Source organism: Sphingomonas sp., assembly GCF_965200135.1.
Lineage (GTDB): Bacteria > Pseudomonadota > Alphaproteobacteria > Sphingomonadales > Sphingomonadaceae > Sphingomonas.
Genome location: NZ_CBDATK010000004.1, coordinates 17,518 through 33,214, shown reverse-complemented (window position 1 = coordinate 33,214; position 15,697 = coordinate 17,518). Strand labels below are relative to the sequence as shown.

Annotated in this window: 13 protein-coding genes; 8 read left to right on the top strand and 5 right to left on the bottom strand. The window is 69.9% G+C overall.

Going from position 1 to position 15,697, the window contains the following annotated elements; genetic code table 11:
- The first annotated feature begins 203 nt into the window (after positions 1 to 203).
- From dnaN to ACOFKS_RS02155, 5 genes are all read left to right on the top strand, one after another.
- A complete protein-coding gene (gene dnaN / locus ACOFKS_RS02175; protein WP_419807613.1) occupies positions 204 to 1,319 on the top strand; it encodes a DNA polymerase III subunit beta in 1,116 nt (371 codons plus the stop codon).
- Between the two features lie 165 nt (positions 1,320 to 1,484).
- Positions 1,485 to 1,874 carry a hypothetical protein gene (locus ACOFKS_RS02170; protein WP_419807612.1) on the top strand — a complete coding sequence of 130 codons (390 nt, stop codon included), beginning with the start codon at positions 1,485 to 1,487 and terminating at the stop codon, positions 1,872 to 1,874.
- A 187-nt stretch (positions 1,875 to 2,061) separates the two neighbouring features.
- On the top strand, positions 2,062 to 2,814 hold the full coding sequence (locus ACOFKS_RS02165; protein WP_419807611.1) for a sulfite exporter TauE/SafE family protein: 753 nt from the start codon (positions 2,062 to 2,064) through the stop codon (positions 2,812 to 2,814).
- Between the two features lie 12 nt (positions 2,815 to 2,826).
- A complete protein-coding gene (locus ACOFKS_RS02160; protein ID WP_419807610.1) occupies positions 2,827 to 4,068 on the top strand; it encodes a class I SAM-dependent methyltransferase in 1,242 nt (413 codons plus the stop codon).
- Between the two features lie 10 nt (positions 4,069 to 4,078).
- Positions 4,079 to 5,311 carry an argininosuccinate synthase gene (locus tag ACOFKS_RS02155; RefSeq protein ID WP_419807609.1) on the top strand — a complete coding sequence of 411 codons (1,233 nt, stop codon included), beginning with the start codon at positions 4,079 to 4,081 and terminating at the stop codon, positions 5,309 to 5,311.
- A gap of 761 nt (positions 5,312 to 6,072) precedes the next feature.
- Here ACOFKS_RS02155 and rpsD read toward each other — a convergent pair.
- From rpsD to pepN, 3 genes are all read right to left on the bottom strand, one after another.
- Positions 6,073 to 6,687 (bottom strand): 30S ribosomal protein S4, encoded by a 615-nt coding sequence (gene rpsD, locus ACOFKS_RS02150; RefSeq protein ID WP_419807608.1) that lies wholly within the window; start codon positions 6,685 to 6,687, stop codon positions 6,073 to 6,075.
- 147 nt (positions 6,688 to 6,834) lie between these two features.
- Positions 6,835 to 7,083: a hypothetical protein gene (locus ACOFKS_RS02145; protein ID WP_419807607.1), complete on the bottom strand. Its 249-nt coding sequence runs from the start codon at positions 7,081 to 7,083 to the stop codon at positions 6,835 to 6,837.
- A 73-nt stretch (positions 7,084 to 7,156) separates the two neighbouring features.
- Complete coding sequence (gene pepN, locus ACOFKS_RS02140) at positions 7,157 to 9,739, bottom strand: aminopeptidase N (RefSeq protein ID WP_419807606.1); 2,583 nt, start codon at positions 9,737 to 9,739, stop codon at positions 7,157 to 7,159.
- 118 nt (positions 9,740 to 9,857) lie between these two features.
- Here pepN and ACOFKS_RS02135 point away from each other — a divergent pair, with 118 nt between their 5' ends.
- On the top strand, positions 9,858 to 11,579 hold the full coding sequence (locus tag ACOFKS_RS02135; protein WP_419807605.1) for a M28 family metallopeptidase: 1,722 nt from the start codon (positions 9,858 to 9,860) through the stop codon (positions 11,577 to 11,579).
- Between the two features lie 145 nt (positions 11,580 to 11,724).
- Entirely contained in the window at positions 11,725 to 12,549 is an 825-nt protein-coding gene (locus ACOFKS_RS02130) for an NAD(P)-dependent oxidoreductase (RefSeq protein ID WP_419807604.1), read from the top strand.
- Here the strand turns inward: ACOFKS_RS02130 and ACOFKS_RS02125 are convergent.
- Positions 12,459 to 13,373, bottom strand: a complete 915-nt coding sequence (locus ACOFKS_RS02125; RefSeq protein ID WP_419807603.1) for a DMT family transporter — start codon at positions 13,371 to 13,373, stop codon at positions 12,459 to 12,461. The two genes, ACOFKS_RS02130 and ACOFKS_RS02125, sit on opposite strands and share 91 nt — an antisense overlap.
- A gap of 103 nt (positions 13,374 to 13,476) precedes the next feature.
- Entirely contained in the window at positions 13,477 to 14,478 is a 1,002-nt protein-coding gene (locus ACOFKS_RS02120; RefSeq protein ID WP_419807602.1) for a threonine aldolase family protein, read from the bottom strand.
- 56 nt (positions 14,479 to 14,534) lie between these two features.
- On the opposite strand from ACOFKS_RS02120, the gene ACOFKS_RS02115 reads away from it, so the two are divergent.
- On the top strand, positions 14,535 to 15,677 hold the full coding sequence (locus ACOFKS_RS02115; protein WP_419807601.1) for a winged helix-turn-helix domain-containing protein: 1,143 nt from the start codon (positions 14,535 to 14,537) through the stop codon (positions 15,675 to 15,677).
- Positions 15,678 to 15,697: the final 20 nt, after the last annotated feature.

Here is a 15,697-nt window from a genome sequence, read left to right as displayed (position 1 = left end):
TGGTGGAGGGGGCGGGCCGCGAGCGATCCATTTGCGGCCCACCCCCTCTGTCAGCGCTTACGCGCTGCCACCTCCCCGTGCCGGGGAGGATCGGGCCCCACCTATCCACATCAAACCACCGCCACCCCGCTTGCCCCTCGCCCTCCCGCCCGGCTAGTACATCGCCGAGGTGTCCCCGCGGCCGGGGCAGGGGATAGAAGTCCATGAAGGCGACGATCGAACGCGCGACGCTGTTGAAGGGGCTTTCCCACGTCCAGTCCGTGGTGGAGCGCCGCAACACGATTCCGATCCTGTCCAACGTCCTGCTGGAGGCGACGGCCGAGGGCGCGCTGCGGCTGATGGCGACCGACCTCGACCTCCAGATCAACGAGCAGGTCGCCGCCGCGGTGGATCAGCCGGGCGCGATCACCGTCTCCGCGCACACGCTGTTCGACATCGCGCGCAAGCTGCCCGAGGGCGCGCAGGTCTCGCTCAGCGCCGCCGAGGGGCGGATGACGATCGTCGCCGGCCGCGCGCGGTTCAGCCTCTCCACCCTGCCGCGCGACGACTTTCCGGTTATCGCCGAGGGTGAGCTGCCGACGCGGTTCGAGCTGCCGGCGGAGACGCTGAAGCAGATCGTCGACAAGACGCGGTTCGCGATCTCGACCGAAGAGACGCGCTATTATCTCAACGGCATCTTCCTCCATTCCAGCGAGGACGGCGGCGGGCCGGTGCTGAAGGCGGCGGCGACCGACGGTCACCGGCTGGCGCGCGTCACCGTCCCGCTGCCAGAGGGCGCGGCGGGGATGCCCGACGTGATCGTGCCACGCAAATGCGTGGCGGAACTCCGCAAGCTGCTGGACGAGGTCGACGGCTCGGTCGGGGTGTCGCTGTCGGCGTCGAAGATCCGCTTCGACCTGGGCCAGGCGATCCTGACCTCGAAGCTGATCGACGGCACCTTTCCCGACTATTCGCGGGTTATCCCGACCGGCAACGACAAGATTCTGAAGATCGATCCGTCCAGCTTCATGGAGGGTGTGGACCGCGTCTCCACCATCGCCGCGGAGAAGACCAAGGCGGTCAAGATGGCGCTCGACCGCGACAAGATCACGCTGTCGGTGACCAGCCCCGAAAACGGCACCGCCGCCGAGGAAGTCCCCGGCGAATATGCGGCGCAGGGGTTCGAGATCGGCTTCAACTCGCGCTACCTGATGGACATCCTCGGCCAGATCGACGGCGACATGGTGGAGGTCCACCTCGCCGACGCCGCCGCGCCGACGCTGATCCGCGAGAACGACAAGGCAGCGGCGCTGTACGTGCTGATGCCGATGCGGGTGTAGCGCGCACGCGGGCAGCGTCGCTGCTCGCGAGACGCGCAAACCCCGGCCGGGCTCGGCGCAGCCGAGCTTCGACGTCACGGGATTTACTCCCGTGACGGCCTCTCCGTAGACCCCCTCGTCGCACCAGCCTTGACGCCCTGATGCCCGCTGGCGAAAATACCCGCCATGTTCATCCCCGGTGTCCCGCTCAGCCGTTCGATCATCTGGGGCGTCATCGGACGCCAGTTCCGCTTTACCGTCGCGGGCGACCGGCTGACGCTCGACACCAGCGACGGGCGGCTGACGCTGTCGCGGCACGAGTGGCAGGGGGTGGCCGCCGCGCTCGCCTCGCTGGAGCCGTTGCGCGCGCGTGAGCCGCAATTCCCCGGCGAGGCGACGAGCAACCGGCGCGCCTGGTCGCCCGACGACGACGCGGCGCTGTGCGACGGCTGGTATGCGGGCAACGGCCTCGCGGCGCTGGCGGGGCGGCTGGGGCGGACGGAAGGCGCGGTGACCGCGCGGCTGGTGCGCCTCGACCTGGTCGGCGACCGCGCGGAGGCGCGACGGCGGCCGTAGCGGACCCTCTCCCTGCGGGGGAGAGCCAGGGTGAGGGGATGACGTGGGTGTGTCCCAACCCGGCGACCTACAGGAAAAGCGGGACCCCGGCTCAAGGCCGGGGTGACGGAGGATGTAGCTTGCGGGCATCGGCAAACCGCCGCGTCCCCCATGGACAGCGCCGCCGCCGCGCGCTTTAGCCGTGCGGGTGATCCCGACGCTGCTCCTCCCCTTCGCCGCCGGTGTCGTCGGTGGCGCGATGAACGCGCTGGCCGGCGGCGGCACCTTTGCGACGCTGCCGGCGCTGATCGCGCTGGGGTTGCCCGCCAATACCGCCAACGCGACCTCCAACGTCGCGCTGCTGCCGGGGGCGGCGACCAGCGCCTGGGCGTTCCGCGACGAACTGGGGCCGGTCGGCGGCGTCGACTGGCGGTTGCTGGCGGGCGTCACGTTCGTGAGCGCGCTGGTCGGCAGCCTGTTGCTGGTGGCGACGCCGAGCCGTGCGTTCGACCTCATCATCCCGTGGCTGCTGCTGTTCGCGTTCGTCGTGATGGCGTTCGGGCGGCGCGCGGCCGACTGGCTGCACGCGCGCGTCACGATCGGGCGGCGGACGCTGATCGCGGCGCAGACGCTGCTGGGCGTCTATGGCGGCTATTTCGGTGGCGGCGTCGGGTTGATGACGACGGCGGTCTACGGCCTGCTCGCCAACGTCAGCCCGCGCGCGCTGTTCGCGCCGCGCACGACGATGCTGGCGATCGCCAACCTGGCGGCGGCGGTGGTGTTCATCGGCTTCGGGCTGGTGCGCTGGACGGCGGGCGTGCCGATGCTGGTCGGGGCGGTGATCGGCGGCTGGGCGGGGGCGAAGCTGGGCAAGCGCCTGCCGCCGCGCGCGGTCCGCGTCTGGACGCTGCTGGTCACGGGCGCGACCACGGGTATTTTCTTCCTGCGTGCATATGCTTAAACGGCGCTGCCCATGGCCCTGATCGACCATTTCCTCCGCCGCCTGGTCCGGCGCGGCGAACTGACCGTCATCCATCCCGACGGCAGCCGCGTCGTCTTCGGCACGCCCGATCCGACGCTGACGCCGGTGACGCTGCGCTTCGCCGACGCGGGCGTCGGCCGCGCGATCGTCCGCGACGCGGCGCTGGGCACCGGCGAGATGTACATGGACGGCCGCCTACTGATCGAGGCGGGCGACGCGCTTGACCTGGTGACGCTGGTGACCGCCAACGACCGGTGGGAGGCGGGGCAGAACAAGCTGGAACCGTCCTTCGCCGCGCGCGCGATCGGCGCGGTCAAGTACCGGCTCGACCGGCGCAACATGGCGCGCGCGTCGAAGCGGAACGTCGCGCATCACTACGACCTCGACGACCGGCTCTACGCGCTCTTCCTCGACCGCGACCGGCAATATAGCTGCGCCTATTTCACCGACCCGGCGAACGGCCTGGAGCAGGCGCAGGCGGACAAGCTGGCGCACATCGCGGCGAAGCTTGCGATCGAGCCCGGGATGCGGGTGCTCGACATCGGTTGCGGCTGGGGCGGGATGGCGCTGTACCTCAATCGCACGCTGGGGGCGGACGTGACCGGGATCACGCTGTCGGAGGAGCAGCTCAAGGTCGCGCGCCGCCGCGCCGCCGATGCGGGCGTCGCCGACAAGGTGCGGTTCGAGCTGACCGACTATCGCGACATCGCCGGTACGTACGACCGCGTCGTCTCGGTCGGCATGTTCGAGCATGTCGGCCCCGGCCACTACCGCACCTTCATGCGAAAGTGCCGCGACGTCATGACACCAGACGGCGTGATGCTGCTCCACACCATCGGCCGGATGGGCGCGCCCGGCGTCACCGATGCGTGGACCGCGAAGTACATCTTTCCCGGCGGCTACAACCCCGCGCTGTCGGAGATCGCGCGCGCGTACGAGGGGCTGCGGCTGTTCCCGACCGATATCGAGGTACTGCGCCTCCATTATGCGTGGACGCTGAAGCAGTGGTACGCCCGCGTCGTCGCCAACCGCGCCGCGATCGAGGCGTTGTACGATGCGCGCTTCTATCGGATGTGGACCTTCTATCTCGCGGGCGCGGCGATGGGGTTCGAGCATGGCGGGCTGTGCAACTATCAGTTGCAGCTTTCGCGCGGCCGCACCGCGTTGCCGGTGACGCGCGACTATATGATCGAGGGCGAGCGTGCCTTGCGCGAGACGGTCGCTCCGGCCTAAGCGCGCCGCCATGAGCGATACTCCCCAGCGCGTCGTCCTCGCCTATTCCGGCGGCCTCGACACCAGCGTCATCCTGAAATGGCTGCAGGCGGAGAAGGGGTGCGAGGTCGTCACCTTCACCGCCGATCTGGGCCAGGGCGAGGAGCTGGAACCGGCGCGGCGCAAGGCGGAGATGGCGGGCGTGCGCCCCGAGCACATCTTCATCGACGACCTGAAGGAAGAGTTCGTCCGCGATTACGTCTTCCCGATGATGCGCGCCAACGCGCTGTACGAGGGGTTGTACCTGCTCGGCACGTCGATCGCGCGGCCGCTGATCGCCAAGCGCCAGATCGAGATCGCCAGACAGGTCGGCGCCGACGCGGTCAGCCACGGGGCGACCGGCAAGGGCAACGACCAGGTCCGCTTCGAACTCGGCTATTACGCGCTCAATCCCGACATCAAGGTGATCGCGCCGTGGCGCGAATGGGACCTGACCAGCCGCTCCAAGCTGATCGAATATGCCGAGGCGCACCAGATCCCGGTGGCCAAGGACAAGCGCGGCGAGGCGCCGTTCTCGACCGACGCCAACCTGCTGCACACCTCCAGCGAGGGCAAGGTGCTGGAGGACCCGTGGGCAGAGGTGCCCGACTACGTCTTTTCGCGCACCGTCGCGCCGGAGGACGCGCCCGACACGCCGCAATATGTGGTGATCGACTTCGAGCGCGGCGACGCGGTGGCGGTCGACGGCGCGGGCATGAGCCCGGCGACGCTGCTGGCGCACCTCAACGATCTCGGCCGCGATCACGGCATCGGCCGGCTCGACCTGGTCGAGAACCGCTTCGTCGGCATGAAGTCGCGCGGCATGTACGAGACGCCGGGCGGCACCATCCTCCACATCGCGCATCGCGGCGTCGAGCAGCTGACGCTGGATCGCGGCGCCGCACACCTCAAGGACGAGCTGGCGCCGCGCTATGCCGAGCTGGTCTATAACGGCTTCTGGTTCTCGCCCGAGCGCGAGATGCTGCAGGCGGCGATCGACGCCAGCCAGCGGCAGGTGACCGGACAGGTGCGCGTCAAGCTCTACAAGGGCAGCGCCACCGTCGTCGGCCGCCGTGCGGCGACGCAGTTCAACCTTTATTCGCCCGATATCGTCACCTTCGAGGACGACCAGGGCGCCTATGACCAGCGCGACGCGGAAGGGTTCATCAAGCTCAACGCGCTGCGGCTGCGGCTGTTGGGGCGGCGCGGGCGGGGCACAGACTGAATCCGCGACCCGGCTACGAACTGGGGGCATAGTTATGGCAGGTGGAAATTCGTAACCACACTGTCGACCGGTTTCGCCGCTGGAACCGCTTGCAACCGACGATATCGTCTTGCCGTGGCCGAACCGTGTTGTGGGTGAGAGGCTGGAGCGGCTCATCCCATATGTTCAGTGCCGTCATCTGGTGGATCGGATTAACGATGAACCTGTACGGCTCTGACGTTCATAATTTGGCGATGTATCCGTAAGGCGTGAGGCCGCCGAGCGTTTTGAGGCGCCGGGCGAAGTCCTCGGCGGCCATGAAATGGGCGAGGTATGTTCCACTACGAACGTCTCGACCAGCTCCGGACAAGCGTTCGGCCATCGTTTCACCGGCTATTCATGCGTGGCCTGCCGTCGCTATCGATCGCTGCGACGCCGCTTTCGTCCGATCGGCAATCTACGGATGCCGAATGCGCCGTTCGAGTCCGGTAACGGTATCCGCCCGCTTCGGGCATATGGCGCCGGACGCGTGGACCGCATATCGCTTTTAGATTGAACGTGCTGCGTATGCGGATCGCGACAGCGACTGACGCGGTGCTGCTCAAATCGATAGCGCTCAATTCGCTTGGCCGATCATTGGGCGCAGCACGCCTTCGCCGGATCGGGACGCAGAAAGGGCGGTCCCGCAGAACCGCCCCTCTGTTTCGCGCCGGGTCGCACCCGCTTTTCGTCTTGGCGAACCGGCCGCTAGCGCTGTGCGGATGCTGACGTAAACCTAATCCTCAACGCGAGTAGAACTCGACGACCAGATTCGGCTCCATCTTCACCGGATAGGGCACCTCGTCCAGCGTCGGCACGCGGTTGAAGGTAGCCTTCGTGGCACCCTCCGGCACGACATAGTCGGGGATTTCACGTTCTGCGAGGCTCTGTGCTTCCAGCACCAGCGCCATCTCCTGCGCCTTCGTCCCCAGCGTGATCTCGTCGCCGACGAAGCAGCGGCGCGAGGCGATGTTGCACTTGGTGCCGTTGACGCGGATGTGGCCGTGGCTGACCAACTGGCGCGCGGACCAGACGGTCGGCGCGAACTTCGCGCGATAGACGATCATGTCCAGCCGCTGCTCGAGCAGGCCGATCAGATTCTGGCCGGTGTCGCCCTTCATCCGGGCGGCCTCGATGTAGCAGGCGCGGAACTGCTTCTCGGTGACATCGCCGTAATAGCCCTTCAGCTTCTGCTTGGCGCGCAGCTGGATGCCGAAGTCACTGACCTTGCCCTTGCGACGCTGGCCATGTTGACCGGGGCCGTATTCACGCTTGTTAACCGGGCTTTTCGGACGACCCCAGATGTTCTCGCCCATCCGGCGGTCGAGCTTGTACTTGGCGCTGGCGCGCTTCGACATGGTAATTCCTTCGATCTACGAACGACGTTTTTTCCGGTATCGCTCCATCCGACCAACTATCGGACAGGGCCACCGCTTCACCGGAATGCGGGGCCGATTGCGAAGTGCGGGCGCTTAGGCGAAAGCCGGCGCGCGGTCAATGCGAGGTCAGTTGACGCCGCCGGGACGCAGGCCGTTCTGTGGGCGATCGCGAAAGGTGTCGACACTACGGCCGTTGGCGGCGTCGATCGCGGCCCACTCGCTCCTGAGATGGCAGGTGCGCTTGCCCGGCATAATCGACCCGGTGGTCGTTTCCGACCGACAGACCTTGCGGTCGGCCGGCGCGGGCGCAGGGGTCGGCTGCGCGGCGGGGGACGCCATCTGAACGGCGAGCAGGAGTAGAATTAGGGTCGGCACGAGACGCTGAACTCCGAAAATGAGCGAAGGAGACTGACCTATTCTCGCCGTCTGCGCAAGATGTAGCGGCGCGTCACCCCGCCAAGCTTTTGCTCGCCTGTTCGAATAGATCCTTCGACACGCCGGACGTCGCGACGATCCGCTCCAGCGCGGCGCGCATCTGCGTAGCGCGGGAGTCGTCATAGCGGCGCCAGCGGCCGAGCGGCGGCAGGAGGTTGGCGGCGGTCTGAGGGTTGAGGCGGTCGAGCGCCAGCAGCTGATTGGCGAGCAGGCGATAGCCGCGCCCGTCGGCGACGTTGAACGCGCGCTGGTTAACCGCGAACGCACCGATCAGCGCGCGTGCGCGGTTGGGATTGGCGAGCGAGAAGTCGCGATGCCCGAGCAGCTCCGCCACCACGTCCGGCGTATCGACGCGCGTCGACAGCGCCTGCGTCTGGAACCATTTGTCGAGCACCAGCGGATTGTCGGCGTAGCGGTTGTAGAAGATATCGAGCGCCGCGACGCGCTCGTTCGAATCGTCGCTCGCCAGCGCGGTCAGCGCGCCCTGGCGGTCGGTCATGTTGTCCGCCGCCTCGAACTGCGTGAACGCCAGCTTGGCCGCATCCTCCGCGCCGGATGCCGCGATATAGCCGAGCGCGACGTTGCGGAGCCGCCTCAGCCCCTTCTCCGCCGAATTGTAGGCATAGGGCGCGCGGGCGCCGTCGTATTTCTCGCGCCACTGCGCGTCGAGCCGCCGCCCGATCTCTCGCCGCAACCCCTCGCGCGCGCGGAATACCGCTTCCGGGTCGACGGTCGTCAGCTGATCGCCGACGAAGCTCTCCGACGGCAGCAGCACCGCCTCCGCCACGAACGCCGGGTCGAGCGCCGGATCGGCGAGCGTCGCGCCGATCGCGCGCACCACCGCGTCGGTGTCCGCCCGCCCCTCGACCGTCAACGCCACCAGCGCGTCCAGCATCAGCTGCTGCATCGCCTCGTAGCGCGCGAAGGGATCGTCGTCGTGCGCCGACAGAAAGGCGAGGTCGGCGGCGGACCGGTCGCTCTCGATGACGACGGGGGCCGAAAAGCCGCGGTTGATCGACAGCACCGGCCGTTCGGTCAGTCCCTCAAACACGATCGTCTGGCTGGCATCGTCGAGCAGGTGCAGCCGCTCGGGCGTCAGCGCGCGGCCGCTCTCCGCGCCGAACAGCTTGAGGCGCAGCGGCAGCACCATCGGCTGCTTGACCGGCTGGCCCGGCGTCGCCGGCAGCCGCTGCGCGAGGCGCAGCGTCGCCCGTCCGCCTTCCTGCTCCAGCGCGGCGGCCACGCGCGGGGTGCCGGCCTGACCGTACCACAGGCGGAACTGCGTCAGGTCGATGCCGCCGCCGACTTCCATGCACCGCACGAAGTCCTCGCACGTCGCCGCCGTCCCGTCATAGCGATCGAAGTACAGGTCGGTCGCGGCGCGGAAGCGCTCCGGCCCGAGCATCGTCGCCATCATGCGGATCAGCTCGGCACCCTTGTTGTAGATGGTCGCGGTGTAGAAGTTGCTGATCTCCTGATAGCTGTCGGGGCGGACCGGATGCGCGAGCGGGCCGGCGTCCTCCGGGAACTGCGCGGCGCGCAGGCCGCGCACGTCCTCGATCCGCTTGACCGCCGCCGACCCCTGATCGGCGGAGAAGCCCTGGTCGCGATAGACGGTGAAGCCCTCCTTCAACGAGAGCTGGAACCAATCGCGGCAGGTGACCCGGTTGCCCGACCAGTTATGGAAATATTCGTGCGCGACGACGGTGGCGACGCCGTCGTAATCGTAATCGGTGGCGGTATCCGGGTCGGCAAGCACGTAGCGGCTGTTGAAGATGTTCAGCCCCTTGTTCTCCATCGCGCCGAAGTTGAAGTCGTCGACCGCGACGATGTTGAAGACGTCGAGGTCGTATTCGCGGCCATAGGTCCGCTCGTCCCACGCCATCGCCTGACGGAGCGCGTCGAGCGCGTGATCGGTGCGTTCGAGGTCGGCGGCGCGCACCCAGATGCCGAGCGCCACCTCGCGCCCCGACGCGGTGGTGAAGGTGGTGCGATTGGCCTGCAGGTCGCCGGCGACCAGCGCGAACAGGTAGGAGGGCTTGGGGAACGGGTCGTGCCATTCGGCCCAGTGCGTGCCGCCGTCCCCGTCACCCGCCGCGACCGGATCGCCGTTGGCGAGCAGCACGGGATAGCGTGCCTTGTCCGCGCTCATCCGCACGCGATAGCGCGAGAGCACGTCGGGTCGATCGGGGAAGAAGGTGATGCGACGGAAACCCTCCGCCTCGCACTGGGTGCACAGGATGCCGCTGGAGGCATAGAGGCCCATCAGCTGGGTATTGGCCTCGGGCGCGATCTCGACCTCGGTCGCGATTGTGTGGGTGGTCCCGGCGAGCGGGATCACCAGTTGCTCGCCATCGAGGTGCCAGTCGTTGATCGCGACGCCGTCGACGCTGACCGAGAGCGGGATCAGCCCCTCGCCGTCGAGGCGCAGCGGTTCGTCGCCGCCGTTGCGCGTGACGCTGAGCGTCGCACGGACGCGGGTCGCGGCGGGATCGAGCCGGAAGTCGAGCGACAGATCGGGGACGAGCCACGCCGGCGGGGTGTAATCCTCGCGGCGGGTGACGGCGGGCGCGGCGAGGCTCTGCTGCATGTCCATGAGGCAGCTATACGCATGGGGGCGGTAAAGGCATCCGGAATCCGCCCCGTGCCGCCGAGGATTGTGTTCCTGCCCGCACCCGCTAACCGCGGCGTAAATCGTTGAGAGGATTGCCCGAATGTTCCGTTCCGCCACCGCGCTGTCGCTGGTGCTGATCGCCGGCGTCGCGACGGCGCAGGACCGGCCCGCGACGCCGCCGCCCGCCGGCGCGCGGGTCGCCGATTCCGTCCCGCCGCCGGGGCCGCCCCCGGCCCCGACGCCCGCCGAGATCAACGCGCGCGTCAACGCCGTCCTGCCGCCCGATCAGGCGGCGATGAAGGCGCATGTGCTGTTCCTCGCGTCGGATGCGATGCGCGGGCGCGAGGCGGGGAGCCCCGAGTTCGACATCGCCGCGCAATATGTGGCGGCGCAATTCTATGCGGCGGGGCTGCGGCCCGGTGGCGACGACAGCGGCTACCTTCAGCGCGTGCCGCTGGTCACCTACAAGCTCGACGGCGACGCCACCGCCGGCTGGACGCCGCGCGGCGGGACGGCGCAACCGCTGGTCGTGGGCACCGACTGGCAGCCGAGCGCCAACCCCGGTCGAACCGAGACGACGGTGACCGCGCCGGTCGTCTTCGTCGGCTATGGCATCGACGCCGCGCAGTTCGGACAGGACGATTACAAGGGCGTCGACGTGCGCGGCAGGATCGTCGCGGTGGTGCAGGGCGCGCCGGCGCGGTTCGGCGGCGAGGAGCGCGCGTTCTTCGCGTCGGTCGGCACCAAGGCGGCGATCGCCGAGCGGCACGGCGCGATCGGGATCGTCACCGTCTCGACCCGGCCCGCCGCCGCGACCCCGCCCGGTGCCGTCCCGCGCCCGCCGCGCAATCGCGCCGAGCGGATGACCTGGGCCAAACCCGACGGCGCCGGCCGCAGCGACGCGCCCGGTGCGCCGTCGCTGGGGTCGCTGACCGCCGCGGGGGCCGCCAAGCTGTTCGGGGCGGACTGGGCGAAGGTGATGGCGGTGACCGGCGACAACCCGCGCTATCCGACGCTGCGTTCGGCGGGGACGCTGACGGTCGCGACCCGCACCGCCTTTACGCCGGGCGCGAGCAGCAACGTCATCGGCGTCATTCCCGGCACCGATCCGGCGCTGAAGCACGAGGTCGTCGTCCTTTCCGCGCACCTTGACCATATCGGCGTCAACGCCACCGGCGAGGGCGACCGGATCAACAACGGCGCGCTCGACAACGCGCTCGGCATCGCCAGCCTGATCGAGGAGGCGAAGCGCTTCACCGCTTCCGGCACGCCGCCGAAACGCACGATCATGTTTCTGGCGGTGACGGGCGAGGAAAAGGGGCTGGTCGGGTCCGACTGGTTCGCCAACCACCCGACCGTGCCGCTGGCCGACATCGTCGCCGACGTGAATCTCGACATGCCGATCCTGACCTATCGGTTCGAGGATATGATCGTGTACGGCGCCGACCGCACCACGCTCGGGCCGGTGGTGCGGCGCGCGGTCGAGTCGGCGGGCGTCGGCATGTCGCCCGATCCGATGCCGGAACAGGGCATCTTCGTCCGCTCCGACCATTTCCGCTTCGTGCAGAAAGGTATCCCGGCGGTGTTCCTGTGGCCCGGACAGAAGGGGCCGGGCGCCGCCGCCGTCGCCGCGTTCATGGGCCGCTGCTATCACCGCCCCTGCGACGAACTGGCGCAACAGCCGATCATGTGGGACCAGGGCGTGCGCTTCGTCGACGTCAACTACCGCATCGCACGCGAGGTGGCGGACGGCGCGGCGCGGCCGGTGTGGAACCGGGGGGATTATTTCGGGATGCTTTACAAGGGCCGGATGGCGCGGTGACGCGAATGCTCGCCGGGACGGGGAGGTGGTGCGCGGCGCAGCCGCGTGAGGAGGGGGATCGCCCCGAGCGCACCGCGTGCGGCCCGCCCCCTCCACCACCGCTCTGCGAGCGGCGGTCCCCCTCCCCGTGCCGGGGAGGATTTGAGTGCGCCTGCTGATCTTTGGCCTCGGCTACAGCGCCACGCGCATCGCCGCGCTGGCGGAGGCGCGAGGCGCGGTCGTCACCGCCACCACGCGCGACGGCCGTGACGCGACGCTGCGGTTCGACGACCGCGCCGCCGTGCTGCCCGCGATCGCGGCGGCGACGCACCTTCTCTCCTCCGTGCCGCCAGACGGCGACGCCGACCCGGTGCTCGCCGCGTATGGCGATGCGCTCGCGGGCAGGTGGCTCGGCTATCTCTCCTCGACCGGCGTCTATGGCGATACCGGCGGCGCGTGGGTGGACGAGAGCGCCGCGACCGGCGGGCGACGGCCGGCGCGGACCGCGGCGGATCGCGCCTGGCTCGATCTCGGCGCGCGCGTGTTCCGGCTGCCCGGCATCTATGGTCCCGGCCGCTCCGCGCTGGATCGCGTGCAGGGCGGCGAGGCGCATCGTGTCGGCGGAGCGGGCGTGTTCAGCCGCATCCATCTCGACGACCTGGCGGCGGGCGTCGTCGCGGGGTTCGATGCGCCGGCGGGGGCGTACAATCTCGCCGACGACCTGCCGGTGCCGCACGACCGCGTGATCGAGTTCGCCGCGCGGCTGTTGGGTATGGCACCGCCGCCGGTGGTGCCGCTCGCGTCGCTGTCGCCGATGGCGCGCGGCTTTCATGCGGAGAACCGCCGGGTCGCCAACGGCAAGGCGAAGCGCGTGCTCGGCTGGAGGCCGCTTTATCCGACCTATCGCGACGGCCTGCGCGCGGTCAGCGCGATCGCCAGCCCGACGCCCGCCAGCGCCGCCCCCCCGACGGTCAGCGCCGTCCAGCGATAGCCCTCGAACAGCGTCGACAGCGTCATCGCGATGACGGGGACGATGACGCTGGAATAGGCGCCCTTGGCCGGGCCGATCGTCCGCAGCACCTGAAAATAGAGCGGGAACGCCAGCGCCGATGCCGCCAGCGCCAGATAGGCGACGCCCAGCAGATAACCCGCGCGCCACTCCACCACCGGCGGGCCGGTCATCGCCCAGGCGAGGCTTGCGTCCAGCGCCGCGCCGATCAGCATCGCGATCGCGACGGTGGCGATCATCGGATAGCGCTTCGCGGTCGCGCTCGCCTGCATCACGTTCGAGGTGGAGGCGGCGAGCACCGCGCATAGCGTCAGCCCGATGCCGGTCAGCGACGCCGCCGGCCCACGCGGATCGGCGCGCGCCTCGTGCAGGAACAGCAGCGACACGCCCGCCATCGCCACCACCGACCCGACCAGCAGCTGTCGGCCGAGCCGCTGACCCAGAAAGACGCGCGCGAGCAGCGCGTTGGGCACCAGCAGCAACGCAAAGGTGACCGCGACCAGCCCCGAGGTGATGAAGTGCTCCGCCTGATAGACGAAGTTGAAGTTGAGGCAGAACTGCGTCAGCCCGACCGCCGCGGCGAACAGCCAGCCGCGCGCGTCGAGCCGGAAACTCTCCCGCCGCACGAGCGCGAAGGCGGCGAGCGCCAGCCCGGCGAGCGTGAAGCGATAGCTCACCGACCACCCCGCCGGCACCACGCCCAGCCCGTCGCGGATGACGATCCAGGTCGATCCCCAGATCAGCGTCACGATCGTGAACGGGATCAGGACCGCAAGGCGCGTCGATTGCGGGCGGGCGTCGGTCATGCCGATCCGTCCGCCGTGCTCCTGCCGAAGCAGGAGCCGAGGATACTGGGCGGTGTCCTCCGCGACTCTGGGCTCCTGCCTCCGCAGGAGCACGAGACCCGCGTCACAATGCCCCGATCGCGTCGGCCAGCTTGGCGACCGCCGCCTCGTCCGTGTCCCACGCGGTCACCAGCCGCACCTCGCCGGGTGCCCAATCGTAGAAGTCGAATCCTTGCGCGCGGAGCGCCGCCGCTTCGGCGGGGGTGGCGCGCAGGAACAGCTCGTTCGCCTCGACCGGATGCACCAGCCGTCCCCCGGCCGCCGCCGCCAGCACCCGCGCGCGCGCGTTGGCGTCGTGGCCGAGTTGCAGCCACAGGCCGTCCTCCAGCATCGCCAGCAACTGCGCCGCCAGATAGCGCCCCTTCGACAACAGCAACCCCGCGCGCTTGCGCCGCCGCTTCGTCTCGCGGGCGAGGTCGGGGCGGAACAACACCAGCGCCTCCGCCGACATGCCGCCGTTCTTGACGAAGCCGAACGACAGCGCGTCGACGCCCGCGCGCCAGGTCAGGTCGGCGGGATCGGCACCGGTAAACGCGACGGCGTTGGTGAAGCGCGCGCCGTCCATGTGCAGCCCCCAGCCGCGATCCCGACACAGCGCGCCGATCGCGGCGACCTCGTCCGCGCGATAGCTCAACCCGTATTCGGTCGCGTTGGTGATCGACACCGCGTGCGGCTGCACCCGGTGGACGTCGTCGACGACCGCGTCGGCGACCGCGGCGATGCCCTCGGGCGTCAGCTTCGCGCCGGTGCCGTCGGCGAGCATCAGCTTCGCGCCGTGCGTGTAGAACTCCGGCGCCCCCGCCTCGTCGTTCTGGATGTGTGCGTCGCGGTGGCAGATCACGCCGCCCCAGGGCGGGCACAGCGCGCCCAGCGCCAGGCAGTTCGCCGCCGTCCCCGTCGGCACCCACAGCACCGCCACCTCGGTCCCGAACAGCGCACCGAAGGCGTCGTCCAGCCGCGCCGACCAGCGGTCGCCGTCATAGGCGGTATCGAGCGTGTTCGCCTGCCCGAGCGCGTCGAGCACGCGCGGATGTACCGCGGCGGCGTTGTCGGAGAAGAAGCGCATGCGGGTCGCTTTAGGGGAGGCGCGGCGCGGGTGTCACCCTGCTACGGCGGGGCGGCATGGAAAGATTGACCCTCGCGCAGGCCCGCCGTGTCACCATCGCCGCGCAGGGGCTCGACCGGCCGCGTCCCGACCAAGTCACCACCGGCGCGATCCGCCGCACCGCCGAGCGGCTTGCCCTGTTCCAGATCGACAGCGTCAACGTCGTCACGCGCGCGCATTACCTGCCCGCCTTTTCGCGGCTGGGACCCTATGACACGACGCTGCTCGACCGCATGGCATGGGGGCCGCCACGCGAGCGGCGGTTCTTCGAATATTGGGCGCACGAGGCGTCGCTGCTGCCGCTGGACCTGCACCCGCTGCTGCGCTGGCGGATGGCGGCGGCGGATCGGGGCGAGATCGGCTGGGGCGCCCTGCGCGCCTATGCCGGCGAGCGACGCGCGGAGGCGCTGGCGCTGCGCGACCGGGTCGGCGCGGAGGGGCCGCTCGCCGCGTCGGACGTCGAGCGCCGCACGGGCGGCGGCTGGTGGACGTGGAGCGATGCGAAGCGCACGCTGGAATGGCTGTTCTGGGCGGGGCACGTCACCACCGCCACGCGGCGCGGCAGCTTCGAGCGCGTCTACGACCTGACCGAGCGCGTCGTTCCGCCCGCCGTGCTGGCGCTGCCGACCCCCGATCCAGCGACCGCGCACCGGGCGCTGATCGAGCGGGCGGCGCGCGCACACGGGATCGCGACCGAGCCGTGCCTGCGCGACTATTTCCGCCTCAAGCCCGCCCAGAGCATGGCGGCGGTGGCGGCGCTCGCGGCCGAGGGCGTGCTGCTGCCCGCGACAGTGCCCGGCTGGACCGAGCGCGCCTGGCTCCACCGCGACGCGCGCCGGCCGCGTCGCGCGGCGGCACGCGCGCTGCTGGCGCCGTTCGATCCGCTGGTGTGGGAACGCACGCGCACCGAGCGGCTGTTCGGGTTCCGCTATCGGCTGGAGATCTACACGCCGGCCGACCGGCGCGTGCATGGCTATTACGTCCTGCCCTTCCTGCTCGGCGAGCGCCTGGTCGCGCGCGTCGACCTCAAGGCGGATCGGCAGGCCGGGCGGTTGCTGGTCCACGCGGTGCATCCTGAACCGGACGCGCCGGGGGAGACGATGCGCGAGCTGGAGGCGGAACTGGACCTGCTGGCGGGCTGGCTGCGCGTCGGCCGCTGACATCCTCCCCGGCACGGGGA

Bases quoted from the DNA above. Each gene is read 5' to 3' on its own strand.
- dnaN (WP_419807613.1), top strand. From the start codon at position 204: ATGAAGGCGACGATCGAACGCGCGACGCTGTTGAAGGGGCTTTCCCAC.
- ACOFKS_RS02170 (WP_419807612.1), top strand. From the start codon at position 1,485: ATGTTCATCCCCGGTGTCCCGCTCAGCCGTTCGATCATCTGGGGCGTC.
- ACOFKS_RS02160 (WP_419807610.1), top strand. From the start codon at position 2,827: ATGGCCCTGATCGACCATTTCCTCCGCCGCCTGGTCCGGCGCGGCGAA.
- ACOFKS_RS02155 (WP_419807609.1), top strand. From the start codon at position 4,079: ATGAGCGATACTCCCCAGCGCGTCGTCCTCGCCTATTCCGGCGGCCTC.
- rpsD (WP_419807608.1), bottom strand. From the start codon at position 6,687: ATGTCGAAGCGCGCCAGCGCCAAGTACAAGCTCGACCGCCGGATGGGC.
- pepN (WP_419807606.1), bottom strand. From the start codon at position 9,739: ATGGACATGCAGCAGAGCCTCGCCGCGCCCGCCGTCACCCGCCGCGAG.
- ACOFKS_RS02135 (WP_419807605.1), top strand. From the start codon at position 9,858: ATGTTCCGTTCCGCCACCGCGCTGTCGCTGGTGCTGATCGCCGGCGTC.
- ACOFKS_RS02125 (WP_419807603.1), bottom strand. From the start codon at position 13,373: ATGACCGACGCCCGCCCGCAATCGACGCGCCTTGCGGTCCTGATCCCG.
- ACOFKS_RS02120 (WP_419807602.1), bottom strand. From the start codon at position 14,478: ATGCGCTTCTTCTCCGACAACGCCGCCGCGGTACATCCGCGCGTGCTC.
- ACOFKS_RS02115 (WP_419807601.1), top strand. From the start codon at position 14,535: ATGGAAAGATTGACCCTCGCGCAGGCCCGCCGTGTCACCATCGCCGCG.